The organism is Streptomyces diastatochromogenes (assembly GCF_002242805.1).
GTDB lineage: Bacteria > Actinomycetota > Actinomycetes > Streptomycetales > Streptomycetaceae > Streptomyces > Streptomyces diastatochromogenes.
This window is the reverse complement of record NZ_MCGQ01000012.1, coordinates 185,026-210,627: the sequence shown is the minus strand read 5'-3', so window position 1 is coordinate 210,627 and position 25,602 is coordinate 185,026. Positions and strand designations below refer to the sequence as shown.

Below are 25,602 nucleotides of genomic sequence, written 5' to 3'. Positions count from 1 at the left end.
GAGCACTGGGCGCTGTGTCCTCCTCCGGAGGAGGACACAGCGCCCTGCGCGTAGGTGCCGCTCAGCCCTTGCTCAGCTCCCAGAACCGGAACACCGTCGAGGCGTCCAGGCAGTACTCCAGGCCGTAGACGCCGTCACGGGCGAGCGCGTACTGCTTGGCCTGCCACACCGGCAGGACGGGCAGCTCGTCGGCGACGATGTCCTGGAGCTTCCCGAAGTCCCTGTCGGTGGCGGAGCGGTCGCGCTGCGCGGCCGTGCCGGGGATGAGGGAGCCGGTGATCGTGCTGTTGCTGTAGTTGTTGCCCAGCACGTTGTCCTTGCCGAAGAAGGGCGCCGTGAAGTTGTCGGCGTCCGGGTAGTCGGGCACCCAGCCCTTCACGTACACGCCGTACTTGCCCTGGGCGATGTCCTTCTCGTACTGGTCGAAGGCGACGGACTTGACGTCGGCCTGGAACAGTCCGCTCGCGTTGAGCTGGCCGGCGATGGCCTTCAGCTCGTCGTCGGTGGCGGGGCCGTAGCGGGACGGCGTGGACCACAGGGTGAGCTTCACCTTGCCGGTGATGCCCTCGGCGCGCAGCGCGGCGGCGGCCTTCGCCTTGGAGGGGCGGGCTCCGTAGGTGTCGAAGAAGGCCGTGTTGTGGCCCGCGATGCCGGCCGGGACGATCGAGTACAGCGGGGTGGCGGTGTCCTGGTAGACGTTCCTGACCAGGGCGTCGCGGTCGAGGAGGTAGGCCATGGCCTTGCGGACGCCGAGCTTGCCGGCGACCGGGTCCTTCATGTTGAAGACCAGGTGCTGGACCTCGGCGCTGTTGCCCTCGATGACGTCGATGCCCTTGCTGCCGTCCTGCTGGTCCAGGTCGGCGATGTCGCTCGCGGACAGGCCTCGGTAGGCGATGTCGACGTCGCCGCTCTCGAGGGCCTTCTTCAGGGCGGCCCGGTCGCCGTGGAAGAACTTCAGGGTGATGCCGGAGTTCTTGGCCTTGGCGGTGCCCCGGTAGTTGGAGTTGACGGAGAAGACCGCCTCCTCCTTGTCGAAGGAGTCCAGCTTGTACGGCCCGGAGCCGACGGCCTTGTCGTCGGTGCGCAGGCCGTTCGCGTCGTACTGGCGGTGGTCGACGATGGAGCCGGCGCCGGAGGCGACCTTGCTGGGGAAGGTGGCGTCCGGGACCTTGAGCCGGAAGACGACCGTCTTCGCGTCGGGTGTCTCGACCTTGTCGAGCATCGGGAACATGATCGCCGGGCCGGCTGCGTCGTCGATCTTCAGCGTGCGGTCGAAGGAGAACTTGACGTCCTCGGAGGTGAGGGCGTCACCGTTGCTGAACTTCAGCCCGTCCTTGAGTTCACACTTGTACACCATCGCCTGGGTGTCGGTGAAGGTGCACTGCTTCGCCGCCTCCGGCTCGGGCTCCGTGCCGCCCTTGGGGAAGCTGAGCAGCGACTGGAAGACGTTGTTGAACAACAGCCAGGAGCCGGGGTCGTAACCGGAGGCGGGGTCGGTGGCGAGGACGTCGTCGGACATCCCCATCACCAGGGAGGAGCCGGTGCCCCCGGATGCACCGTCCTCCGAGCCGCAGCCGGTCAACAGGCCGGAGGCCAGCCCCGCCACGATGGGCAGGACTGGCCACTGGTTGCGCAGGTTCACTGTGTGCCTTTGTCGTCGGTTCGTCGATCCGGGGCCCCCGTTTCGCGCCCCGGACAAGGAGGAACGTCAGCCGCTGACTCCGCGGCCGAGTTCCCACAGCTGAAGCGTCGAGGAGGAGTTGAGGGCGTAGGAGACGCCCGTGATGTCGTCCCGTGCGGCGACGTACTGCTTGCCCTGCCACAGGGGCAGTACGGGGACGTCCTCGGCGACGGTGTCCTGAATCTCGGTCAGGCTCTTGGTGGCGTTGAGCCGGTCGGCCTCGCGGCGGGACTCCGGGATCAGCGTGCGCTGGATGGTGCTGTTGGAGTACGGCGAGCCGAGGAAGTTGTCCTTGTCGAGGAAGGGCGCGACGTAGTTGTCCGCGTCCGGGAAGTCGGGGAACCAACCCATGCCGTAGACGTCGTACTGGCCCTTCTGCTCGGCGGGCCGGAAGGTCGCCCAGGGGTGGCCCTGGATGCTGACGTCGAACAGACCGCTGCCGTTGAGCTGCTTCTGCAGGATCTCGAACTCCTGCTTGGTGGCCGAGCCGTAGTGGTCGGTGGTGTAGTGCAGCGTCAGCTTCACCGGGGCGGTGACGCCGGCCTTGGCCAGCAGGTCCTTCGCCTTGGCGACGTTGGGGTCGCCGTACTTGTTGAAGAACGAGTTGGAGTGGCCGGTGAGGGTCGCCGGGACGAGCGAGTACAGCGGCTCGGCCTGGGTGCCGTAGACCTTGGAGACGAGTTCGCCGCGGTTGATGACCTGGGCCATGGCCTGGCGGACGGCCTTGTTCTTCACGGTCGGCGCGTTGGTGTTGAAGGCCAGGTAGCGGATCTCCAGGCCCGGCATGTCGACCAGGTCGACGTTCTTGTCGGAGCCGCTGTCCAGCTTGTCGATCTGCGCCGGCGACATGGTGCGGGTCATGACGTCGATGTCGCCCTTGTCGATGGCGGCGCCCATGGCGTCCGCGTCGTCGTAGGAGCGGATCACGACCTGGTCGTTGTTCACCTTCAGGCTGCCCTTGTAGGAGGCGTTCTTGGTGAAGGTGGCGCTGACGATCGCGTTGTCCTTGACGTCGGCCTTGAAGCTGTAGGGGCCGGAGCCGTCGACCTCGAAGCCGTCGCGCAGCTTGCCCTTGGCGTAGTCCTTGGGGTCGACGATGCCGGCGACCGGGGTGGACAGCTTGTACGGGAAGGTGGCGTCGGCCGTCTTGAGGTGGAAGATGACCTCGCGGTCGCCCTGGGTCTCGATCGTGTCGATGGTGTTCAGCAGAGCGGCGACACCGCTGTCGGCCTTGATGCGCAGGGCTCGCTCGATGGAGAACTTGACGTCCTCGGCGGTGACCTTGTCGCCGTTGGCGAACGACAGGCCGTCGCGCAGCTTGCAGGCGTAGCGCTCGTTGCCGCTGTCGGTGAAGGAGCAGCTCTCGGCCGCCTCGGGCACCGGGTCGCCTTCGCCCTTGGGCTGGGTCATCAGGGTCTGCACCGTCTGGCGCAGGATGTTCCAGGTGCCGACGTCGTAGGCGTAGGCGGGGTCGAGGGGCGCGGGCGCGTCACTCGTGACGGTGAACCGGTCCGTGGTGCCGACGACGATGGCGTTCCCGCTGTTGCTGCCACTGTCGGATCCGCCGCACGCGGCGAGAACCGGCGTGAGCAGGCCGGCGACTGCCGGCAGCACCAAAGTCTTGCGGTTCATGCGGGACTTTCTCCAGGACTGTTCGAATCCGTGTACCCGGCATGCATGGGTGGTGCGGCGGGTCACGGGGGTTGCGGCGATGTTCTCGCGACGAGATTAGACCGCGCCCGCAGGAGGGTTCACAGCCGCGTGAGTTGAGTCCCCATCACGGAGTGAAACCGGGTGTGGACACACCGAAAACCCGACAGCGGCAGGTTTGGTGCAGCGTTCCATCAATCGGGACACAAAGGCACGCCAGTCGACCCCAAACGGGGCCGATCTGCACACTCGGGCAACGTTGTCGAGCCCGTCACACGTGGGGAACGTCACACTTCCAACTGGGTTGGCGGTTACCGGAATTCGGCCGGGCGGCCCGCTTCGAATTCCATGCCGGTGTACTGCCCCGGATTTTTGTCCAACGCGTCCAATGGACTTTGCACGCTGGGTGAACGGCTAGCGCATTTCCGTCATCAGGCCGCGCAGAAATGCCAGGTCGACCTCTTCGAGCGAGCTGACGACCGTACGCCCGTCGGTCGGCGCGATGGGGGCCACCGAGGGCACGGCGACCACCCGGCAGCCCGCGGCCTCCGCGGCCTCTACGCCGGTCGCGGTGTCCTCGATCACCGCGCACCGGGCGGGCTCGGCGCCGAGCCCGGCGGCGGCGAGCAGATACGGGTCCGGGTACGGCTTGGTGCGCGACACCTCGTCGCCGGCCACGGTCAGGGCGAAGTGCTGGGGGCCGAGGGAGGCCAGCACGCGGTCGATGATGCGCCGGTGCGAGGCGGAGACCAGGGCGGTCGGGATCTCGTACTCGTACAGCTCGGCGAGCAGCCGGGCGGCACCCGGCATCAGCGGCAGGGAGCGGCCGATGCGCTCCTCGAACCCGTCGTTGAGCAGCGTGGTCAGCTCGGCGAGGGTGATGTCGGCGCCGGTGGCCTCGATCAGGAAGCCCGCGCTGCGGGTCATGGGGCCGCCGACCACGATGTGGCGCCAGGTCTCGTCGAGGGTGTGGCCCAGCGCGGCGAAGACGTCGACCTCCACGTCCCACCAGAAACCCTCGGTGTCCACCAGGGTGCCGTCCATGTCGAGGAGCACGGCCTGCAGGGCTGAGCCTTCGGCCGTACGGGTTCCGAGCGCGGGGACCGTACTGGTCATCCTGGCGCACCTCCTTGAGGGACGACCAGGCCGGTTCCCGGACAGGGAACCGGCCTGCGGTGGACCGACCAGTGTACGACTTATCCGATCAGTGTGCTGTGCGACGCGCCTCACGGGGCGCCGAGCACCTCACCGGGCGTTGAAGTACTTCGCCTCCGGGTGGTGGATCACGATCGCGTCCGTGGACTGCTCGGGGTGGAGCTGGAACTCCTCGGACAGGTGGACGCCGATCCGCTCGGGCTGGAGCAGTTCGGCGATCTTGGCGCGGTCCTCCAGGTCGGGGCAGGCGCCGTAGCCGAGGGAGAAGCGGGCGCCCCGGTACTTCAGGGCGAACATGTCCTCGATGTCGGCCGGGTCCTCGCCGGCGAAGCCGAGTTCGGCGCGGACGCGGGCGTGCCAGTACTCGGCCAGCGCCTCCGCCAACTGCACGGACAGGCCGTGGAGTTCGAGGTAGTCGCGGTAGGAGTTCGACTCGAAGAGCTTGGCCGTCTCCTCGCCGATGCGGGAGCCGACGGTGACCACCTGGAGGCCGACGACGTCCGTCTCCCCCGACTCCTCCGGGCGGAAGAAGTCGGCGAGGCACAGCCGGCGGCCGCGGCGCTGGCGCGGGAAGGTGAACCGGGTGCGCTCGTTGCCCCGCTCGTCCAGGATGATCAGGTCGTCGTCCTTGGAGACGCACGGGAAGTAGCCGTAGACCACGGCGGCCTCCAGCAGGTTCTCCGTCTGGAGCCGGTCGAGCAGGCCGCGCAGGCGGGGGCGGCCCTCGGTCTCCGCCAGTTCCTCGTACGTCGGCCCGTCCCCGGTGCGGGCCTGCTTGAGGCCCCACTGGCCCTTGAACAGCGCGCCCTCGTCCAGCCAGCTCGCGTACTCCTTGAGCTGGATGCCCTTGACGACGCGGGTGTCCCAGAACGGCGGGGCCGGCACGGGGTTGTCGGTGGCGACGTCGGAGCGGACGTGCCCCTCCTCCGGGCGTTCCTCGACCTGGAGGGCGGCCGCGGCCCGGACCCGGCGCTGCTTCAGCTCGGGCAGCTGCGCGCCGGGCACGCCCCGCTTGACGCCGATCAGGGCGTCCATCAGGCGCAGGCCCTCGAAGGCGTCGCGGGCGTAGCGGACCTCGCCCTCGTAGATCTCGTGCAGGTCCTGCTCGACGTAGGCGCGGGTGAGGGCGGCGCCGCCGAGGATGACCGGGAAGCGGGCGGCGAGGCCGCGCTGGTTCAGCTCCTCCAGGTTCTCCTTCATGATCACCGTGGACTTGACCAGCAGACCGGACATGCCGATGACGTCGGCCCGGTGCTCCTCGGCGGCCTCCAGGATCGCGGAGACCGGCTGCTTGATGCCCAGGTTGACGACGTTGTAGCCGTTGTTGGACAGGATGATGTCGACGAGGTTCTTGCCGATGTCGTGGACGTCGCCGCGCACGGTGGCCAGCACGATGGTGCCCTTGCCCTCGGCGTCCGACTTCTCCATGTGCGGTTCGAGGTAGGCGACGGCCGTCTTCATGACCTCGGCGGACTGGAGGACGAACGGCAGCTGCATCTGGCCGGAGCCGAACAGCTCGCCGACGACCTTCATGCCGTCCAGGAGGGTCTCGTTGACGATGTCCAGGGCCGGGCGGTCGGCCAGCGCGAGATCGAGGTCGGCCTCCAGGCCGTTGCGCTCGCCGTCGATGATGCGGCGCTTGAGGCGCTCCTCCAGCGGGAGGGCGGCCAGCTCCTCGGCCTTGCCGGCCTTCAGGGACTTGGCGGTGGCGCCCTCGAACAGGGCCATCAGCTTCTGGAGGGGGTCGTAGCCCTCGCTGCGGCGGTCGTAGATGAGGTCGAGGGCGGTGGTGACCTGCTCCTCGTCGAAGCGGGCGATCGGCAGGATCTTGGAGGCGTGGACGATCGCCGAGTCCAGGCCCGCCTTGACGCACTCGTCCAGGAAGACGGAGTTCAGCAGGATGCGGGCGGCCGGGTTGAGGCCGAAGGAGATGTTCGACAGGCCCAGCGTGGTCTGCACGGCCGGGTGCCGCTTCTTCAGCTCGCGGATCGCCTCGATGGTGGCGATGCCGTCCTTGCGGGACTCCTCCTGACCGGTGCAGATGGTGAAGGTCAGGGTGTCGATGAGGATGTCGTCCTCGAGGATGCCCCAGTTCCCGGTCAGGTCGTCGATCAGCCGTTCGGCGATCTCGACCTTCTTCTCGGGGGTGCGGGCCTGGCCCTCCTCGTCGATGGTCAGCGCGATCAGAGCGGCGCCGTGCTCCTGGGCCAGCCTGGTGACCTTGGCGAAGCGGGAGTCGGGGCCGTCGCCGTCCTCGTAGTTGACGGAGTTGATCACCGCGCGGCCGCCGAGCTTCTCCAGGCCCGCCTGGAGCACGTCGACCTCGGTGGAGTCGAGGACGATCGGCAGGGTGGAGGCGGTGGCGAAACGGCCGGCCAGCTCCTCCATGTCGGCGACGCCGTCGCGGCCGACGTAGTCCACGCACAGGTCGAGCATGTGCGCGCCCTCGCGGATCTGCTCGCGTGCCATCTCGACACAGTCGTCCCAGCGGGCGTCCAGCATGGCCTCGCGGAACTTCTTGGAGCCGTTGGCGTTGGTGCGCTCGCCGATGGCCAGGTAGGAGGTGTCCTGGCGGAACGGCACGCTCTGGTAGAGGGAGGCGGCGCCGGGCTCGGGCCGCGGCTGCCGCTCGGGCGGGGTGAGGCCCCGGACCCGCTCGACGACCTGGCGCAGGTGCTCGGGGGTGGTGCCGCAGCAGCCGCCGACCAGCGAGAGGCCGTACTCGCGGACGAACGTCTCCTGGGCGTCGGCCAGCTCCGGCGCGGTCAGCGGGTAGTGGGCGCCGTCCTTGCCGAGGACCGGCAGGCCCGCGTTGGGCATGCAGGACAGCGGGATACGGGCGGTGCGGGCGAGGTAGCGCAGGTGCTCGCTCATCTCGGCCGGGCCGGTGGCGCAGTTCAGGCCGATCATGTCGATGCCGAGGGGCTCCAGCGCGGTGAGGGCCGCGCCGATCTCGGAGCCGAGCAGCATGGTGCCGGTGGTCTCGACGGTCACCGACACGATCACCGGCACGTCCAGGCCGAGGGCGGCGAGGCCCCGGCGGGCGCCGAGGACGGCGGCCTTGGTCTGCAGCAGGTCCTGGGTGGTCTCCACGAGCAGCGCGTCGGCGCCCCCGGTGACCAGGCCCTCGGCGTTGCGCTGGAAGGCGTCGCGCAGGGTGGTGTAGGGGGCGTGGCCGAGGGTGGGCAGCTTGGTGCCCGGGCCGATGGAGCCGAGGACCCAGCGGGGCCGGCCGTCCTTGGCGGTGAACTCGTCGGCGACCTCGCGGGCGACGCGGGCGCCGGCCTCGGACAGCTCGTAAACGCGGTCGGCGATGTCGTACTCGCCGAGCGCGGAGTGGTTGGCACCGAAGGTGTTGGTCTCGACGCAGTCGACGCCCACGGCGAAGTACGCCTCATGGACGGAGCGGACGATGTCGGGCCGGGTGAGGTTGAGAATCTCGTTGCAGCCCTCGAGGTGCTGGAAGTCCTCGAGGGTCGGTTCCTGGGCCTGGAGCATCGTGCCCATCGCTCCGTCGGCGACCACCACGCGGGTGGCCAGTGCCTCTCGGAGTGCGGACGCACGGGTCCGGGTGTCGGCGGAAGGGGTCGTTGGCAACGAGGCCATGAAGGGGCTCCCTGGAGTGCGACGGCTGTCGGCTATGCGGTCTGCCCGGCGGGACCGGGCAAGGGGCACGGCGTCAGAGTAACCGGGAGTGGGCTTGGATGGGCAGCGGCGTCCACGAGGCGGACTCGAGTGGCCGAGCCCGGATGGCCGGGGCGCCACTTGCAGGCCACGGCAGATGTAACAGGTGTCGTCCGACCATTAGCGGGAGGCCGACATGGACCGGTAGTGTTCGACATTGCCGAACGGTGTCTTCGATGCTGTTCGGGACGGTCGAAGTGGACGGAGGGCAGGACGGCGATGGCACGGAACATCCAGTCGCTCGAACGGGCGGCCGCGATGCTGCGGCTGCTCGGGGGCGGCGAGCGACGGCTCGGCCTGTCGGACATCGCCTCGTCACTGGGCCTCGCCAAGGGCACCGCCCACGGCATCCTGCGCACCCTCCAGCAGGAGGGCTTCGTTGAACAGGACGACATCTCCGGGCGCTACCAGCTGGGCGCCGAGCTGCTGCGCCTGGGCACCACCTACCTCGACGTGCACGAGCTGCGGGCGCGGGCCCTGGTGTGGACCGACGACCTGGCCCGGGCCAGCGGGGAGAGCGTGTATCTGGGCGTCCTGCACCAGCAGGGCGTGCTGATCGTGCACCACGTCTTCCGGCCCGACGACAGCCGGCAGGTGCTGGAGATAGGGGCCATGCAGCCGCTGCACTCCACGGCACTGGGCAAGGTGCTGTCGGCTTATGACCCGGTGGCGCACAGCGAGGCGCTGGAGGCCGACCGCAAGCCCTTCACGGACCGCACGGTGTGCGAGCTGGCGGACTTCGAGCACATCCTCGACCTCACACGCGCGCGTGGGTACGCGTCGGACGTGGAGGAGACCTGGGAGGGCGTGGCCTCGGTCGCCGCGCCCATCCACGACCGGCGCCGGATGCCCGTGGGTGCCGTCGGCATCACGGGCGCCGTGGAACGGCTGGGCCTGGACGGCTCGTTGCGCCCCGACCTGATCGCGGCGGTACGGGACTGCGCCCGCGCGGTCTCCCGCGACCTGGGCGCGGGGCGGTTCTGAGCGGGCGGGCGATCCGCCGCTGACCAGCGGATAACCCCACGGGGACGACCGGGACGCGAGGCGGCGTTCCGGTTCTCGCCATACCCTGAAATGGACATAACGGGTGAGAAGGTACGTCAGCGCACGAAGAGCGATAACCAACAGCGATCAATAACGATCCTGTTTTCGATAACAGAACTCTTGACGCATGCGTAACGCCGAAGCAAGACTCCCGTCCATCGGTCGGCATTGTCGAACACCTACCGGCAATACGCGCTAGAGTGTGGCAACGCCAAGGGCCGGAATCGCTCTCACCCCCGAGGGCGCCAGAACCCCCGGTGGGACCCGGGGTTCGGCTTCCCTGGACGAAGGACAAAGGAGTCGCGGGTGTCCAGCTCCGACATCTTCATCGGCGAGACCATCGGTACCGCCATACTCATCCTGCTCGGTGGCGGCGTCTGCGCCGCCGTGACGCTGAAGGCCTCCAAGGCCCGTAACGCCGGTTGGCTCGCCATCACCTTCGGGTGGGGTTTCGCCGTTCTGACGGCCGTATACACCTCGGCGCCGCTCTCCGGCGCCCACCTGAACCCGGCCGTGACGCTCGCGCTCGCGATCAAGGACAAGGACTTCAGCAACCTGCCCGTCTACTGGGGCGGCCAGCTGCTCGGCGCCATGATCGGCGCCACCCTGGTCTGGGTCGCCTACTACGGCCAGTTCCACGCGCACCTCACCGACAAGGAGATCGTCGGCGGTCCGGGTGCGCAGGCCACGGAGGCCAAGGCCGTCGAGGCCCAGGAGACGGGCGCCGGCCCGGTCCTGGGCATCTTCTCCACCGGTCCGGAGATCCGGAACGTGGTGCAGAACCTCCTCACGGAGATCATCGGCACCGTGGTGCTGGTGCTCGCCGTCCTCACGCAGGGCCTGAACGACAAGGGCAACGGTCTCGGCACCATCGGCGCCCTGATCACCGCGCTGGTGGTCGTCGGCATCGGCCTCTCCCTCGGCGGCCCGACCGGCTACGCGATCAACCCCGCCCGTGACCTCGGTCCGCGCATCGTGCACGCCCTCCTGCCCCTGCCCAACAAGGGCGGCTCCGACTGGAGCTACGCCTGGATCCCGGTGGTCGGTCCGCTGATCGGCGCCGCTATCGCTGCAGGCATCTACAACGTCGCCTTTGCTTAAGAAGCACCGAGTCTTCCAGCACGCGCCGTACGTACAGCTTCATCACCACGGATCTTTCAGGAGCACACAGTGACCGACGCCCACACCGCAGGCCCGTTCATCGCGGCCATCGACCAGGGCACGACTTCCTCGCGCTGCATCGTCTTCGACAAGGACGGCCGGATCGTCTCCGTCGACCAGAAGGAGCACGAGCAGATCTTCCCGAAGCCGGGCTGGGTCGAGCACAACGCCAACGAGATCTGGACCAACGTCCAGGAGGTCGTCGCCGGAGCCATCCAGAAGGCCGGCATCACCCGCGACGACATCAAGGCCATCGGCATCACCAACCAGCGCGAGACCACCGTGCTGTGGGACAAGAACACCGGTGAGCCCGTCCACAACGCCCTGGTCTGGCAGGACACCCGCACCGACGCCCTGTGCCGGGAGCTCGGGCGCAACGTCGGCCAGGACCGCTTCCGCCGCGAGACCGGCCTCCCGCTGGCCTCGTACTTCTCCGGCCCCAAGGCCCGCTGGCTGCTCGACAACGTCGAGGGCCTGCGGGAGCGCGCCGAGGCGGGCGACATCCTCTTCGGCACCATGGACACCTGGGTCATCTGGAACCTGACCGGCGGTGTCAACGGCGGCCACCACGTCACCGACGTGACCAACGCCTCCCGCACCATGCTGATGAACCTGCACACCATGCAGTGGGACGAGAAGATCGCCGAGTCCATCGGTGTCCCGCTGGCGATCCTGCCGGAGATCCGCTCCTCCGCCGAGGTCTACGGCGAGGTCACCGGCGGCAAGCTGGGCGACCTGCTCGGCGGCATCCCGGTCGCCTCCGCGCTCGGCGACCAGCAGGCGGCCCTGTTCGGCCAGACCTGCTTCTCCGAGGGCGAGACCAAGTCCACCTACGGCACCGGCACCTTCATGGTGATGAACACCGGCGACAAGATCATCAACTCCTACGCGGGCCTGCTGACCACGGTCGGCTACAAGATCGGCGACCAGCCGACCGTGTACGCCCTCGAGGGTTCGATCGCCGTCACCGGCTCGCTGGTGCAGTGGATGCGGGACCAGATGGGCCTGATCTCCACCGCGGCCGAGATCGAGACGCTCGCGCTCTCGGTCGAGGACAACGGCGGCGCCTACTTCGTACCGGCCTTCTCCGGCCTGTTCGCTCCGCACTGGCGCTCCGACGCCCGCGGTGTGATCGCCGGCCTGACCCGGTACGTCACCAAGGCGCACCTCGCCCGTGCGGTCCTGGAGGCGACCGCCTGGCAGACCCGGGAGATCGCCGACGCGATGGTCAAGGACTCCGGCGACGAGCTGGTGGCCCTGAAGGTCGACGGCGGCATGACCTCCAACAACCTGCTGATGCAGACGCTCTCGGATTACCTGGACGCACCGGTGGTACGCCCGATGGTCGCCGAGACCACCTGCCTCGGCGCCGCCTACGCCGCCGGCCTGGCCGTCGGCTTCTGGTCCAGCACGGACGAACTGCGCGCCAACTGGCGCCGGGCCGCCGAGTGGACCCCCCAGATGGACGCGGACACCCGCGACCGTGAGTACAAGAACTGGCTCAAGGCCGTCGACCGGACCATGGGCTGGATCGAGGACGAGGACTGAGCGGCCCGGACCGCCCAGCCAACTCTGACTAGGAGTAAGAACCCGAAATGACCAGTCAGCCCACCCTGCAGTCCGTGCCTGCCCTGGGGACGCACCCGGCCTCCGGCTCCAACCCGAGCCGGGCCGAGACCAGGGAGCAGCTCTCCAAGGCGTCGTACGACCTTCTTGTGATCGGCGGCGGCATCCTGGGCATCTCCACCGCCTGGCACGCCGCGCAGTCCGGACTCAGGGTGGCGCTGGTCGACGCCGGCGACTTCGCCGGTGCCACCTCCTCCGCCTCCTCCAAGCTGCTCCACGGCGGTCTGCGCTACCTGCAGACCGGCGCGGTGAAGCTGGTGGCGGAGAACCACTTCGAGCGCCGTGCGGTCTCCCGCCAGGTGGCCCCCCACCTGGCGAACCCGCTCACCTTCTACCTCCCGGTGTACAAGGGCGGGCCGCACGGCGCGGCGAAGCTCGGCGCGGGCGTCTTCGCCTACTCCGCGCTCTCCGCGTTCGGTGACGGCGTGGGCCACCTGCTCTCCCCCGCCAAGGCGGCGCAGGACGTGCCCGAGCTGCGCACCGAGAACCTCAAGGCCGTGGCCGTGTACGGCGACGACCAGATGAACGACGCGCGCATGGCGCTGATGACGGTCCGCGCGGCCGTCGAGTCGGGCGCGGTCGTCCTCAACCACGCCGAGGTCACCGGCCTGCGCTTCACCAAGGGCCGGGTCACCGGCGCCGACCTCCGGGACCGCATATCCGGCGCGGAGTTCGGGGTCAACGCCCGCCTGGTGCTGAACGCGACCGGCCCCTGGGTCGACCACCTGCGCCGGATGGAGGACCCGAACGCGGCGCCGTCCATCCGCCTGTCCAAAGGCGCCCACCTGGTCCTCAAGCGCACCTCCCCCTGGAAGGCCGCGCTGGCGACCCCCATCGACAAGTACCGCATCACCTTCGCCCTCCCCTGGGAGGACATGCTGCTGCTCGGCACCACCGACGAGGAGTACGAGGGCGACCCGGCGGACGTCGCGGTCACCGAGAAGGACATCGCCCAGATTCTGGACGAGGCAGCTTTCTCGGTCCGCGACCAGCAGCTGCAGCGCGACCTGATCACCTACGCCTTCGCCGGCCTGCGCGTGCTGCCGGGCGGCCCCGGTGACACGGCCAAGGCCAAGCGCGAGACCGTCGTCACCGAGGGCAAGGCCGGCATGCTGTCCGTCGCCGGCGGCAAGTGGACCACCTTCCGGCACATCGGCCGCACGGTCATGCAGAAGCTGGAGGCGCTGCCGGGCCACCCGCTCGGCGACGACTTCGAGCCGATCTCCTCGCTGCCGAAGAAGCTCCCGCTGCCCGGTGTCGCCAACCCGCGCGCGGTCGCCCACCGTCTCCTGGTGGACCACCCGGCGCCCGGCCCGCGCATGGCCGCCGACACCGCCAAGCACCTGGCCACCCACTACGGCTCACTGGCCTTCGACATCGCCCGTATGGCGAACGAGAGCCCGGAGCTGGCCGAGCGCGTCCACCCGGACGCCCCGGAGATCTGGGCGCAGGTCGTGTGGGCCCGCGACCACGAGTGGGCCGAGACGGCCGACGACGTGCTGCGCCGCCGCACCACGCTGACCATCCGGGGCCTGGCCACGGACGAGGTCCGCGACAAGGTCCAGGACCTGCTCGACAAGAAGTAGGTCCCGGCCGGCCCCTCCCCCCTGACCGGGGCCGGAACGGATGAGGGACGGCTCCTCCCGCACGAGGAGCCGGAACAGCGAGAGGGGCGGCTCCACGCCGACGGAGCCGCCCCTTTCGCGTGCGCGGATGTCCGTGGGGGTGGCGGAGATCAGCCGAGCGAGTCCACGACCGCGCGTACGGCGTCCACGTCGGGCAACTGGGCACGGCCGACGATCAGTTCGCGGCCCAGCAGCAGCGCCCGCCGGGACGCCGGGACCGGGTCCGGGAGGGTCGTCAGGTCGGTCAGATGGGCGTAGCCGATGATGCGGCGGACGATCTCGGTGCCCGCGTAGCCGAGGGACTCGCTCCAGACGCGGTGCAGGAAGCGGTCCAGGTGGGCGTCGTCGAAGAAGGTATCGACGCGGGTGAGCCACAGCCGGCGGAACTCCGTCTCGAACGCCTCCCAGGAGAGGCGGAGTTGGTCGCCGTGGTCGATGAGGGTGCCGAGGGCGCGGGCGCGCTGCTCCGACACCAGCGTGTTGGCCCAGTACAGGCCGAGGTCGAAGCCGATGGGGCCGACGAAGGAGAACTCGGGGTCGAAGACCCGGACCACCGGGGCACCCGCGCGTGCGCCGACCATGACGCTGCCGGTGTGCAGGTCGCCGTGGAGGAGGGCCTGCGCGCTGGTCATGAAGGTGTGGCGGAGGTCGGCGACCTCGGTGCGCAGGCGGGCGTCGGCGCGGAAGGAGGCCGCCAGGTCGTCCAGGCCCGGGTGCCAGTGGTTGTGCTCGTGCTCGAGGTACGGCTCGGAGAGGACGACGTCCTCGGTGATCCCGCACAGTTCGGGGTTGACCGAGGCCGCGATCAGGGCCTTGCGTTCGGCCGACGGCAGGCCGAAGTCGCTGGTGGCGAAGGAGAGCCGGGCGACCAGTCGGCCGATGCCCGGCGAGGTGTGCGGGCCGTACGCGGCGCCCTCGTTCAGGACCGTGCGCAGCACCTCCAGGTCGGAGAGGTCCTCCATGACGAGGGCGTGGTTCTCGGCGTCGTAGCCGTGGATCGCCGGGATCTCGTCCGGTGCCACCTTGGCCAGCTGGGCGTACGCCCGGGCCTCCGCGTCGGAGCGGTCGGGACTCAACGGCCAGGAGGGGCCGGCCACCCGGACCCAGGGCAGCGCCTGCTTGAGGGCGAGGCCGCGGGTGCCGGCGGCGTTCGAGGCGAGGAAGACGCGGTTGACGTTGCCGTCGGAGACCTCGCGGACGTGGATGTCGGTCACGTCCTCCCAGTGGCCTCGCTCGTGCAGGTAGCCGGGGATGTCGTCGGTCTCCAGGATGCGGTAGCCCATCGGCTGTGAACTCCCTTATGCGGTGCGGCGCTCGGACCGGGTGAAGCTGAAGACCAGGGCGAGGATGAGCACGGCTCCCTCGACGACGTCCTGGGTGTAGTACGGCAGGCCCTTGATGGTCAGGCCGGTCGTGATGATGCCGATGAGAACGGCTCCGAGGGCCGTACCCCAGACGTTCGGGCGGCCCCGGCCGAGCACCGACGTACCGACGAGGGCCACCGCGACCGCCTCCAGCAGCTGGGAGGTGCCGGCGGAGACATCGCCCTGTCCGATCCGGGCGGCCAGGATCAGGCCGCCGACGGAGGCGAGGACGCCGGAGACGACGTACGCCAGGGCCCGGTACGCGCCGACGCGGATGCCCGCGAGCCGGGCGGCCTCGGGGTTGGCGCCGATGGCGTACAGCACCCGGCCCCAGCGGGTGCGGGCGAGGAAGACCCAGGCGGCGACGGTGAGACCGCCGAAGATCAGCACCGGGACGGGGATGCCGAGAACCGTGCCCCGGTCGATGCGCAGGAAGCCCTCGGTGAAGCGGCCCGGGGCGGTGGTGCCGTCGGAGCGGGTCATGCCGGGGGTGATGGACTGGCCGTCGACCAGGATGAGTTTGCTGCCCTGGATCACGAACATGGTGCCGAGGGTGGCGAGCATGTCGGGGATCTTCAGGACGACGATGAGGAGTGCGTTGAGCAGCCCGGCCAGGGCGCCCGCCGCCAGCACCGCGAGGATCGCGACCGTGCCGATCTGGTTGTAGATCACCATCGTCTGGGCGGCGACCGAGACACCGAGTCCGGCGACCGCGCCGACGGACATGTCCATTCCGCCGACGGCCATGGTGAGGGTGACACCGAGGCCGAGGATCGCGGCGACGGAGACGTATCTCAACGTGTCGAGGAGCGTCGCCGACTCGCGGAACGCGCCCTCGCTCAGCGCGAAGTACAGGAACAGCGCGACGGTCACGAGGATGAAGCCGTACTTGATGACGGCGTTCTGGACGCGCAGGGCGGTGGCGCCGGTGGGCGGGGTCGTCGACTTGGCCGGGGCCTCGGTGCTCTGGGTGCTGGTCATGGCGTGCTGCTTCCTTCGGCGGCCGGTGTCACGGGGCTCAGACGGACACGGCGATGGTCTGGATGACGCGGTCGCGCTGGGCGTCCTCGCCGTACGCGTCGAGGCGGACCTCGCCGGCCGCGAGGACGACGACCCGGTCGGCGACCTCCAGCACCTCGTCGACGTCGGCGGACAGGACGAGCACGGCGGCGCCCTCGGCGGCCAGGGCGCGGGCCCGGCGGCCGATGTCCCGGCGGGCGCCGATGTCCACGCCTCGGAACGGCTCGTCCAGGACGAGGACGCGCGGGGTCTCGGCGAGCCAGCGGCCGACGACGACCTTCTGCTGGTTGCCGCCGGACAGGTCCTCGACGGCGCTGTGCTCGTCGCGGGTGACGACACCGAGGGCGTCGATGGTGGCGCGGCCCAGCGCGTCCTCGCGGGAGTGGCTCACCAGCCCGGCCCGGGAGACGGACTTGAGGAAGGGCAGCGAGATGTTGCGCGCCACCGACCAGCCGGGGACCAGCGCGTCGGTGTGCCGGTCCTCGGGGACCAGATGGATGCCGGCGCGGATGGCGTCGGCGGGGCGGCGGGGCGCGTACGGCCTGCCGTCCAGTGCGAGGGTGCCGGTGCGGAACGGCTCGGCGCCGAACAGCCCGCGCGCCAGCTCGGTCTTGCCCGCGCCCAGCAGGCCGACGACGCCGGTGACTTCGCCGGCGCGCAGGTCGAGGTCGAGGGGTGTCCGGTCGTCGAAGAGCCGTACGCCCCGCAGGGAGAGGACGGCCTCGCCCTGTTCCCCTTCGCGCACCGGGCGGGCGGTCCGGGCCTCCTCGGCCTGGGCCAGCATGGCGCGCAGGGCCGCGTCCCAGTCGAAGGGCCTGGCCTGGTCCTCGGTGAGACGGCCGTCCCGCAGGACGACCAGCCGGTCGGCGAGCGCCTCGATCTCGCCGAGGCGGTGGGAGACGTAGAGGACGGCGATGCCGTCGTCACGCATCCGCTCGACCAGTGCGAACAGGCGCTCCGCCTCGGCGGCCGACAGGGCCGAGGTCGGCTCGTCGAGAATGAGCAGCCGCGGGCGGGTGGCCAGGGCGCGGGCGAGGACCAGCAGTTGCCGGTCGGAGATGCCGAGTTCGGTGACGTCCCGCTTCAGGACGGCGTCGCTCCAGTCCAGGCCGAGCGCGGCCTGGATCTCCCGGGCGCGGGCCAGGACGCGGCGGCCGTTCAGGAACGGGTTGCCGCGCTGCTGGGCGAGTTCCTCGAAGACCAGGTTCTCGGCGACGGTGAGTCCGGGCACCACGCCCTCGCCGATGCGCTGATGCACCGTCTGGATGCCGAGCCGGCGGGCGGCGAGGGGCGACTGGAGCGCGGCCGGGGAGCCGTCGACCAGGACCTCGCCGCCGTGGCCGGGGTGGACGCCGGACAGGATCTTGATCAGCGTGGACTTGCCGGCGCCGTTCGCGCCGAGCAGCGCCACCACGCTGCCCGGTGCGATGTCGAGGGACACGGAGGCGAGCACCGTCTTCCCGCCGAAGGCCATGCCGACGTCCCGCAGGCCGACCGCAGGGGTCACGTCAGTGGGCGACATTGGGGATCCAGTCCGCGGTGCTGACCTGGGAGAGGTTCAGCGCGGGCAGGGCGGCCCGCAGCTGGTCCATGTTCTGGATCTTCTTCTCGCGCAGGAAGTCCTGGGTGATGGCGACGGCGGGGAACTCCACGGAGGACTGGTGCAACTGGCCCGCCAGTTCGAGGGCTGCGGTACGGACGACGGCGGCGCCCACGGCGGACGGGTCGGTGCCGGCGGTGGCGGTCCAGGGGCTGTCCTCGGCGGTCATGTTCTGGATGTCGGCGTTGGAGACGTCGGCGCCGAACACCTTCACCCGGCCCTGGAGCTTCTTGTTCTGCACCGCGAGGACCGTGCCCTTGGCCAGCTCGTCGTAGGGGGCGAAGACGCCGGTCACGTCGGAGTGCTGGGTGAGTGCGGCGGAGACGAGGGGAACGTTGTCGGTGGCCGTGGAGTCGGTCACCTTGCCGACCTTGAAGCGCTGCTTCCAGCCCTGGGCGGCGACCTCCTTCGCCCAGACCTTGTCGCGGGCGTCGAGGGCCGCGTAGCCGGCCACGTTGACGTAGCCGACCTGGGCGTCTCTGCCGACCTCCTTGGCCATCACGTCGAGGACGGCCTGGGCCATGCTCGCGTCGTCCTGTTCCGTGTGCACGACGGACTCGTTGTCGACGTCGAGGTCGTAGGCGACGACCTTGATGCCCTTCTTGACGGCCTGGTCGATCTGCGACTTCAGGGTGGCCGGGAAGCCGTGGTCGACGACGATCGCCTGCGCGCCGGAGTTGATGGCGCTCGACAGGTCCGTGGCCTGCTTGGCGTTGTCGGCCTGGGCGTCGTACACGGTCAGGTCGATGCCGAGGGCCTTGGCCTGCGCCTTGGCTCCGTTGCCCCACTGCTCGAAGTAGTCGGCGGCGCCGCTCTGCCGGACCAGGGCGACCTTGACCGGGCCCTTGCTGAAGGGGGCGGGCTTCTTGCCGGTCGCGGCCGAGGCGGAGGCGGTGGTGTCGCCGGTCTGTCGCGAGGCGTCGGAGGACTGCGAGCAGGCGGAGAGGAGGAGGGCGGAGACGGAGGCCAGCGAGAGCGCGGCGAGGGAAGGGCGGACGCGGGGCATGAGGGCTCCAGGGTGCGGAGGGCGGAGAAGGGGAAGGGATGCGCGACCCGGAGCAGGGAGGGAGGAAACGGCGCCACGTCCGCGTGGCGAAATACCCGCCGCGGAACGGGCGGTGTGATGCTCCGGAGGAGGTCAGCGACAGCTGGCCGTGGTCGACCGGAGCAGGTCCACGTACAGCCGCCGCACGAGCAGCGGCGTCTTCATGCTCAGATCATGGGAACGTTTCCAGCCAATCGTCAAAGGCGTTGACATGGATTCTCAGTATTTGAAACAACAACCTCGTCACACTGGGTCGGCGGCAGGCCGGGAGTTACGATCGCGGGACCGGCATCCGACCCGGCACAGTGAGGCCCTGATGACGACACCCCGCGCCAAAGCGCTGCGCATGCCCCGCATGCGGCGCTGTACGGGCGCGCGCTGTCGCGGCTGAACCGCTGTTCGCCGACACGCTCTCTTCCTCTCCCTCCCGTCCGGTGCTTGTCTCGTTATCCGGACACCCCTTCCTTCTCCTGGAGTTGCTCCCATGACCCTGCTGACGACCTGGCCCGAGTCCGGCCCCGACACCGTGGTCCGGCGCACCGCCGACCCGGCCGAGATCGGCGAGGCGCTCAAGCCGCTCGGTGTGCGCTACGAGCAGTGGCCGGTCCGCGAGGACGTGCCGGCCGACGCCGACAGCGAGACCGTGTTCGCCGCGTACGGCCCGGAGATTGACCGGCTCAACGCCGAGGAGGGCTTCACCACCGTCGACGTCCTGGGCCTGCACCCCAGCGAGGACCCCGAGTACCCGGTGAAGGCGAAGGCCGCCCGCGAGAAGTTCCTGCAGGAGCACACGCACGACGACGATGACGAGGTCCGCTTCTTCGTCTCCGGCTCCGGCATCTTCTATCTGCACGTGAACGGCGAGGTGCACGCCGTCTTCTGCGAGAAGGGCGACCTGCTGGGCGTGCCGCGCGGCACCACGCACTGGTTCGACATGGGCACGCGGCCGTCGTTCACCGCGATCCGCTTCTTCCACGAGGAGGACGGCTGGATCGGCAACTTCACCGGCTCGGCCATCGCCTCCCGCTTCCCGGACTACGACACGATCGCCGCCGGGTACGAGCAGGACAAGAGCGCCGCGTGACACCGCACTTCGACGTGGACGCCGTGGTGCTCGACATCGAGGGCACCACGAGCGCCACGGGATTCGTCGTCGACGTGCTGTACCCGTACTCGCGCTCCCGTTTCGCCGCGCTGCTCACCGAGCGCGCGGGCGACCCGGAGGTGGCGCGGGCGGTGGCGCAGGTGCGGGAGCTGACGGGCGAGGCGGACGCCGACGCCGCACAGGTCGAGAAGACGCTGAACGCCTGGCTGGACGAGGACCGCAAGGCGACTCCGCTGAAGACGCTGCAGGGCGTCATCTGGTCCGAGGGCTTCGCGCGCGGAGACCTCGTCTCGCACTTCTACGAGGACGTCGTACCGGCGCTGCGGGCCTGGCACTCGGCGGGGCTGCGGCTGTACGTCTACTCGTCCGGGTCGGTCGCGGCCCAGCGGGCGTGGTTCTCCTCGACACCCGAGGGGGACCTGCTGCCGCTGGTCTCGGGCCTGTACGACACCGAGAACGCGGGGCCCAAGCAGGAGCCGGAGTCGTACCGGCGTATCGCCTCGGCGACCGGCGTCGAGCCGGGCCGCCTTCTCTTCCTGTCCGACCGTCCCGGGGAGCTGGACGCGGCCCGGGCGGCGGGCTGGCGGACCGTCGGGATCCGGCGGCCCGGAGAGCCGTACTACGAGCAGGGCGTCGGCGACCACGCGCAGGCGGGGACGTTCGACGAGATCAACGTTTCGAGGAGCACCACGTGACCGCCGACATCAGCGCACTCGACCTGGAGAAGGCGGGGGCGTCTCTCGCCGCCGAGTCCGCCCGTTTCGCCTCCTTCGGCTGGATGCGGGGCACCTCGGGCAACCTGTCCGTGGTGCTGTCCCGCGACCCGCTGCGGCTCGCGGTGACCGCGAGCGGCCACGACAAGGGCGAGCTGACGCCGGCCGATGTGGTGCTGGTGGACGGGCAGGGCGCCGCGGTGCGGGGCGGCAGGCCGTCGGCGGAGGCCGAACTGCACGCCCGGGTGGCCGCGCTGACGGGAGCCGGCGCGGTGGTGCACGTGCACACCGTGGCGTCGGTGGCGATGGGCCGCCGGGAGCCGGGCGGGATCGTCTTCCGGGACCTGGAGATGCTCAAGGGCGTCGGCCAGCCCACCCACGACGTCGAGGTGACCCTGCCGGTCATCGCCAACAGCCAGGACATGAAGGAACTCGGCGACCGGCTGGAGGCGGCGCGCGACCCGCGGATGCCGGCCGTGGTCGTGGCCGGACACGGGCTGTACGTGTGGGGCGAGACCCCCCGGCAGGCCCGGCATCACACCGAAGTGGTCGAGTGGCTGCTGGAGTTGGAGCTGACGCAGCGGTGAGAAAGAGGCGGTAGAGGCGGGGCATAGCCGCCACCTCCATGGTCATGAACCTGCGATCCGACGGGCGGACCGCAGGTCTCATGGAGGTGTGGGATGCACCGCAGACTCGCCACCGGCCTCGCCGCCTCGGCCCTGGCCCTGATCACCGTCACCGCCACCGCCACCGCGGCCACCGCGGCTCCGGCGGACAAGCCCCAGGTACTCTCCAACTTCACGCAGACCACCGCGTCCAGCTACAACGCCTGGGCCGCCGCGCGCGCCGACCAGTCGTCCTGGGCGTCCTACGGCTTCGACTGGTCGACCGACTACTGCTCCGACTCGCCGGACAACCCGCTCGGCTTCCCCTTCAAGATGTCCTGTGCCCGGCACGACTTCGGCTACCGCAACTACAAGGCGGCCGGCACGTTCAGCGCCAACAAGGCGCGTCTGGACAGCGCCCTGTACGAGGACCTCAAGCGGGTGTGCGCCGGCTACAGCGGGGCGACGAAGACCGCCTGCACCAGCACGGCGTGGACGTACTACCAGGCGGTCAAGGCCTTCGGCTGACCAGCCGACGAGCCGTTGCACGCGCGCGGGGGCCGGGGGCGGTACGTCGTCGCCACCCGGCCCGGGCCGCGGGTCAGCGCAGCCGCTCGCCGGGCAGTTCGCCCGCCGACACCTCGAGCACACCCCGCTCGGTCACCAGACCGGTCACCAGGCGCCCCGGCGTGACGTCGAACGCGGGGTTGTGGCCGCGGGACCCGGCGGGAGCCGTCCGCAGGCCCGCCCACTCCAGCACCTCGTCCTCGCCGCGCAGTTCGATGTGGATGTCGTCGCCGGTGGCCGTCGCCAGGTCCACCGTGGTCGTGGGCGCCGCCACCAGGAACGGGATCCCGGCGTCCGCGCAGGCCAGGGCGACGCCCACGGTGCCGACCTTGTTCGCGGTGTCACCGTTGGCCGCTATGCGGTCGGCGCCGACGATCGCCGCGTCCACCTCGCCGCGCAGGATCGTGCCGGCGGCGGCGCCGTCGGCCTGGACGTAGTGCGGGATGCCCTCCTGGACCAGCTCCCAGGCGGTGAGCCGGGAACCCTGGAGCAGGGGCCGCGTCTCGTCGGCGTACACGACCTCCAGGCTGCCCCGGGCGTGCAGTTCGCGTATCACCCCGAGTGCCGTGCCCCAGCCCGCCGTCGCCAGTGCGCCCGTGTTGCAGTGGGTCAGGATCCGCAGCGGGCGGTCCTGGTCGGCCTTCTTCAGCAGCCAGTCGGCGCCGTACGCGCCCATCGCGCGGTTGGCCTCGACGTCCTCCCGCTGGACCGCCGCGGCCTCCGCCAGCACCGCGTCGAGGCCTTCGGGGAGGCGGGCCGTGACCCGGTCCACGCAGACCATCAGGTTGACGGCGGTCGGACGCGCCTCGCGTACCCGGGAGATGGCCCGCAGGATCTCGCCGTCCGTCCAGTCCTCGCGCTCGCCCTGGAGCAGCGCCAGGGCGACGCCGTAGGCGCCCGCCGCCCCGATCGCGGGCGCGCCGCGCACCACGAGCCGCTGGATCGCATCCACCAGGGTGTCCACATCGCGGACATGCATCGTCTCGGTGCGATGCGGAAGCAGGGTCTGGTCGATGAGTGCGATACCGGTACCGGTCCAGTCGACGGTACGCAGTTCCTGGGACATAACGGGACACTCCTGATGTTCCGATGGTGTCCGCCACCGTACATGACCTCGTAGAACCACAGTTCGAGACGGTATGACGGGTGGCTGGAAACGGGTGTTACAGTCCAGCACCTGCATTCCGCAGGCCAACACCCGCATTCCGCTGGGCGAGACGGCGAAGGAGGACGCGTGCTGCTCACCAAACGCCGCTTCCTCGACTTCGGCCGCTGCGCCGGCGACGGCTGTCGACGCTGACCCGTCCCACCCTCAGCGTCCTTCTTCCCCTTCACCCTCACGCGCTCCAACGGCGGAGCGCGCCTTCCCGTATCCCGGAAGCATCCCCGGAAGGTCCCCATGCACCGCAGACACCGCCGCGCCCTGCGCCTCGCCGCCGCCACCGCGATCCTGGCCACCGCCGCCACCGCCTGCAACGCCGCCGCCAAGAACGACACTTCGGCGAGCGGCAAGAGCGGCAGCGGAACGTCGTTCACGCTGGTCACCCCGGACGCCGTGGGCCAGAACGAGTTCCTGAAGCTCGCGGTCACCGGCATCAAGGAAGCGGCCAAGGCGCACGACGGCACGCAGAAGGTGTACGAGTCCACCGACACCGCCTCGCAGCAGCAGAACGTGCAGGCCGCCGTCGAGGCGAAGCCGGACGTGATCGTGCTCGTCGGCTTCGAGTTCGCGGACCTGGTCGCCCAGCAGGCCAAGGCGCACCCGAAGCAGCGGTTCCTGATGATCGACGCCTGCACCACCAAGACCTTCGCCAACGTCGGTTGCGCGGTCTTCCGTGAGCACGAGGGTGTCTACCTCGCCGGCGCCGAGGCGGGCCTGCTCAGCAAGTCCGGCAAGGTCGGCGCGGTGGACGTGCTGGACACGCCCCAGTTCCGCCGCTACAGCGACCCGTTCGCGGCCGGCGCCGAGCAGGTCGCCGCCAAGACGCAGACGGCCACCCGCTTCGTCGGCGGCCAGTCCCCGTTCGACGACTCGGCCCGCGCCAAGGAGCAGGCCAACTCGCTGCTCGCCAAGGGCACCGATCAGCTCATGGCGGCCGCGGCGGCCGGCAACTACGGCGTCTTCGAGGCGGCCAAGGCCAAGGGTGCCTTCGCGTACGGCGTCGACGTCAACCAGTGCCCCTCCGCGCCCGGCACGGTCGTCGACAACGTGATCAAGCGCACGGACGTCGCCGTGCAGAAGGGCATCGACGCGGTGCTCGGCGGCAAGGCCGGCACGACCGTGTCGTACGGCCTGAAGGAGGGCGGCATCAGCCTCACCGGTCTGGAGGCCGGCGTCGACTCCTCCCAGTGCGTGATCGCCCGGCACAAGGACGTCCTGGAGAAGGTCAAGGCGCTGCGCGACCAGATCGTGGCCGGGAAGCTGAAGGTCGATGACCCCGCCGCAAGCTGAACCGGCGGTCGAGCTGCGGGGAATCACCAAGCGGTTCCCCGGCACGCTCGCCAACGACTCCGTCGACCTGACCGTCTCGGCCGGTGAGATCCACGCTCTGATGGGTGAGAACGGCGCGGGCAAGTCCACGCTCATGTCGGTGCTCTACGGCATGGAGCGCCCCGACGCCGGGACGATCCGCGTCGACGGGCGCGAGGTGTCCTTCGCCGGTCCGGCCGGCGCCATGGCCGCCGGACTCGGCATGGTCCACCAGAACTTCAAGCTGTTCGACTCGCTGACCGTCGCCGAGAACGTGGTGTACGCCGCCGAGCCGCGCCGCTTCGGCCTGGTGGACCGAGCCGCCGCCCGGCGCCGGGTGCGCGAGCTGGCCGAGGAGCACGGGCTCGCCGTCGATCCGGACGCCCGGGTCGGCGACCTGCCCGTGGGCCTGCGCCAGCGGGTGGAGATCCTGAAGCTGCTGCACCGGGGCGCGCGCACCCTCATCCTCGACGAGCCGACCGCCGTGCTCACGCCCGCCGAGGCCGACGCGCTGTTCGCGGTGCTCAAGTCCCTGGCCGCACAGGGCCGTACGGTGATCCTCGTCACGCACAAGCTGCGCGAGGTGCTGGAGGGCAGCGACCGGGTGACCGTGCTGCGCGACGGCCGGGTGGTGGCCCGGCTGGTCACGGCGGAGACGACGGCCGACGAGATCGCGGCCGCGATGACCGGCCGCGCGGTCGAGCTGGACCGCGTTCACGCCCCGGGCACCCCGGGTGACGTGGTGCTCGACCTGACGGGCCTGGCCACCGACGGCGTACGGGACCTCGAACTCGCCGTGCGCGCCGGGGAGATCGTCGGCATCGCGGGCGTCGCGGGCAACGGGCAGAGCGAACTGGTCGAGGCCCTGGCCGGACTGCGGCCGGTCACCGCGGGACGGGTCGCCCTGCGGGGGCGGGACATCACGCACGCCTCCGCCACCGAGCGCCGCGCACACGGGCTCGCGTACGTCCCCGAGGACCGCCATGCGGTCGGTACGGCGCCGGCGGCGTCGGTCGCGGACAACCTCGCGATGGGCCACCACCGTACGTCCCTCTCCTCCCGCGGCCTGCTGTCGCCCGCCGCCGTCCGCGCCCATGCGCGCCGGCTGGTCGAGCGGTTCGGCATCAAGGCCGCGACCGAGGAGGTGCCCGCCTCGGCGCTGTCCGGCGGCAACCTGCAGAAGCTGCTGATCGGCCGCGAACTCGCGCACGAGGCACCGCTGCTGCTCGTCGAGCAGCCGACCCGCGGAGTCGACATCGGCGCCGTCCAGAACATCCACGACCAGCTGATCGCCTACCGCGACGCCGGTCACGCGGTCCTGCTCGTCTCGGCCGAGCTGAGCGAGATCCGGGGCCTGGCGGACCGGGTGCTGGTCATGTACGAGGGCCGGATCACGGCGACGTACCAGAAGGACGAGGCCGACGAGCGGTCGCTGGGCCTCGCGATGGCGGGCGGCGGAACCGCGCCCGTGGAGGCCGTGGACTGAC

19 protein-coding genes are annotated in these 25,602 nt (G+C 70.3%); 10 read left to right on the top strand and 9 right to left on the bottom strand.

Annotated elements, in window-relative coordinates:
- Window positions 1-61: 61 nt before the first annotated feature.
- The 4 genes from BEK98_RS13970 to metH form a co-directional block, all read right to left on the bottom strand.
- Complete coding sequence (locus BEK98_RS13970; RefSeq protein ID WP_094216818.1) at window positions 62-1,642, bottom strand: ABC transporter substrate-binding protein; 1,581 nt, start codon at window positions 1,640-1,642, stop codon at window positions 62-64.
- A 66-nt stretch (window positions 1,643-1,708) separates the two neighbouring features.
- Entirely contained in the window at window positions 1,709-3,313 is a 1,605-nt protein-coding gene (locus tag BEK98_RS13965; protein WP_094216817.1) for an ABC transporter substrate-binding protein, read from the bottom strand.
- A gap of 432 nt (window positions 3,314-3,745) precedes the next feature.
- Window positions 3,746-4,447 (bottom strand): HAD family hydrolase, encoded by a 702-nt coding sequence (locus BEK98_RS13960; protein WP_094216816.1) that lies wholly within the window; start codon window positions 4,445-4,447, stop codon window positions 3,746-3,748.
- A gap of 129 nt (window positions 4,448-4,576) precedes the next feature.
- Window positions 4,577-8,092 carry a methionine synthase gene (gene metH / locus BEK98_RS13955; protein WP_094216815.1) on the bottom strand — a complete coding sequence of 1,172 codons (3,516 nt, stop codon included), beginning with the start codon at window positions 8,090-8,092 and terminating at the stop codon, window positions 4,577-4,579.
- A 297-nt stretch (window positions 8,093-8,389) separates the two neighbouring features.
- On the opposite strand from metH, the gene BEK98_RS13950 reads away from it, so the two are divergent.
- The 4 genes from BEK98_RS13950 to BEK98_RS13935 all read left to right on the top strand — a co-directional run bounded on the left by BEK98_RS13950 (window position 8,390) and on the right by BEK98_RS13935 (window position 13,587).
- Window positions 8,390-9,154: an IclR family transcriptional regulator gene (locus BEK98_RS13950; RefSeq protein WP_094216814.1), complete on the top strand. Its 765-nt coding sequence runs from the start codon at window positions 8,390-8,392 to the stop codon at window positions 9,152-9,154.
- A 366-nt stretch (window positions 9,155-9,520) separates the two neighbouring features.
- A complete protein-coding gene (locus BEK98_RS13945) occupies window positions 9,521-10,315 on the top strand; it encodes an MIP/aquaporin family protein (RefSeq protein WP_094216813.1) in 795 nt (264 codons plus the stop codon).
- Window positions 10,316-10,384: 69 nt separating this feature from the next.
- Entirely contained in the window at window positions 10,385-11,923 is a 1,539-nt protein-coding gene (gene glpK, locus BEK98_RS13940) for a glycerol kinase GlpK (protein ID WP_094216812.1), read from the top strand.
- Between the two features lie 47 nt (window positions 11,924-11,970).
- Window positions 11,971-13,587: a glycerol-3-phosphate dehydrogenase/oxidase gene (locus tag BEK98_RS13935; RefSeq protein ID WP_094216811.1), complete on the top strand. Its 1,617-nt coding sequence runs from the start codon at window positions 11,971-11,973 to the stop codon at window positions 13,585-13,587.
- Between the two features lie 149 nt (window positions 13,588-13,736).
- On the opposite strand, the gene mtnK is transcribed toward BEK98_RS13935, so the two are convergent.
- The 4 genes from mtnK to BEK98_RS13915 are packed head-to-tail and all read right to left on the bottom strand — an operon-like array spanning window position 13,737 to window position 18,616.
- On the bottom strand, window positions 13,737-14,909 hold the full coding sequence (gene mtnK, locus BEK98_RS13930; RefSeq protein WP_094216810.1) for an S-methyl-5-thioribose kinase: 1,173 nt from the start codon (window positions 14,907-14,909) through the stop codon (window positions 13,737-13,739).
- A gap of 15 nt (window positions 14,910-14,924) precedes the next feature.
- Window positions 14,925-15,971: an ABC transporter permease gene (locus BEK98_RS13925; protein ID WP_094216809.1), complete on the bottom strand. Its 1,047-nt coding sequence runs from the start codon at window positions 15,969-15,971 to the stop codon at window positions 14,925-14,927.
- Window positions 15,972-16,008: 37 nt separating this feature from the next.
- Entirely contained in the window at window positions 16,009-17,532 is a 1,524-nt protein-coding gene (locus BEK98_RS13920) for a sugar ABC transporter ATP-binding protein (protein WP_094216808.1), read from the bottom strand.
- Entirely contained in the window at window positions 17,519-18,616 is a 1,098-nt protein-coding gene (locus tag BEK98_RS13915) for a substrate-binding domain-containing protein (RefSeq protein ID WP_094216807.1), read from the bottom strand. The genes BEK98_RS13920 and BEK98_RS13915 overlap by 14 nt, the downstream gene beginning before the upstream one ends.
- A gap of 523 nt (window positions 18,617-19,139) precedes the next feature.
- On the opposite strand from BEK98_RS13915, the gene BEK98_RS13910 reads away from it, so the two are divergent.
- From BEK98_RS13910 to BEK98_RS13895, 4 genes are all read left to right on the top strand, one after another.
- Window positions 19,140-19,739: a 1,2-dihydroxy-3-keto-5-methylthiopentene dioxygenase gene (locus tag BEK98_RS13910; RefSeq protein WP_094216806.1), complete on the top strand. Its 600-nt coding sequence runs from the start codon at window positions 19,140-19,142 to the stop codon at window positions 19,737-19,739.
- Window positions 19,736-20,455 (top strand): acireductone synthase, encoded by a 720-nt coding sequence (gene mtnC, locus BEK98_RS13905; RefSeq protein WP_094216805.1) that lies wholly within the window; start codon window positions 19,736-19,738, stop codon window positions 20,453-20,455. The genes BEK98_RS13910 and mtnC overlap by 4 nt, the downstream gene beginning before the upstream one ends.
- Window positions 20,452-21,060 carry a methylthioribulose 1-phosphate dehydratase gene (gene mtnB, locus BEK98_RS13900; RefSeq protein WP_094216804.1) on the top strand — a complete coding sequence of 203 codons (609 nt, stop codon included), beginning with the start codon at window positions 20,452-20,454 and terminating at the stop codon, window positions 21,058-21,060. The genes mtnC and mtnB overlap by 4 nt, the downstream gene beginning before the upstream one ends.
- 93 nt (window positions 21,061-21,153) lie before the next feature.
- Window positions 21,154-21,606: a phospholipase gene (locus tag BEK98_RS13895; protein WP_094216803.1), complete on the top strand. Its 453-nt coding sequence runs from the start codon at window positions 21,154-21,156 to the stop codon at window positions 21,604-21,606.
- 73 nt (window positions 21,607-21,679) lie between these two features.
- Here the strand turns inward: BEK98_RS13895 and mtnA are convergent, their stop codons facing one another.
- The gene (gene mtnA, locus BEK98_RS13890) at window positions 21,680-22,711 is read right to left on the bottom strand and encodes an S-methyl-5-thioribose-1-phosphate isomerase (protein ID WP_094216802.1); all 1,032 of its coding nucleotides are present in this window, start codon (window positions 22,709-22,711) and stop codon (window positions 21,680-21,682) included.
- Window positions 22,712-23,044: 333 nt separating this feature from the next.
- Here mtnA and BEK98_RS13885 point away from each other — a divergent pair, with 333 nt between their 5' ends.
- Entirely contained in the window at window positions 23,045-24,097 is a 1,053-nt protein-coding gene (locus BEK98_RS13885; RefSeq protein WP_094216801.1) for a BMP family ABC transporter substrate-binding protein, read from the top strand.
- Window positions 24,078-25,601, top strand: a complete 1,524-nt coding sequence (locus BEK98_RS13880; protein ID WP_094216800.1) for an ABC transporter ATP-binding protein — start codon at window positions 24,078-24,080, stop codon at window positions 25,599-25,601. The genes BEK98_RS13885 and BEK98_RS13880 overlap by 20 nt, the downstream gene beginning before the upstream one ends.
- The last annotated feature ends 1 nt before the right edge of the window (window position 25,602 follow it).